Source organism: Aequorivita sinensis (assembly GCF_006346335.1).
In the GTDB taxonomy this organism is placed as follows: Bacteria; Bacteroidota; Bacteroidia; order Flavobacteriales; family Flavobacteriaceae; genus Aequorivita; species Aequorivita sinensis.
Window position 1 is genome coordinate 1 of record NZ_VDMC01000098.1, and the last position, 217, is coordinate 217.

The 217-nt window shown below is 44.2% G+C and carries 1 pseudogene; it reads right to left on the reverse strand.

Going from position 1 to position 217, the window contains the following annotated elements:
• A pseudogene (locus FHP04_RS14670) lies at positions 1–217 on the reverse strand (IS1182 family transposase); the annotation flags it as partial.

Here is a 217-nt window from a genome sequence, read left to right on the forward strand (position 1 = left end):
ACAACCTTTGCACGCCTTGGTTTTGTACTGTTTAAAAGTGTAGTTTCTTGTTTTATAGTGGCTTTGGTTACTGGTTAGTTTATGTCCTTCGGGGCAGGTGTAGGTATCGGTTTTTTGATTGTATATAAAATTCTCGGCATTGTACTTCGGATGCGGTGCCTGGCTAGCACGCCCAATGGCGGGTATGGCCACAAGCGTTTTAATGTCTAGCTGATGG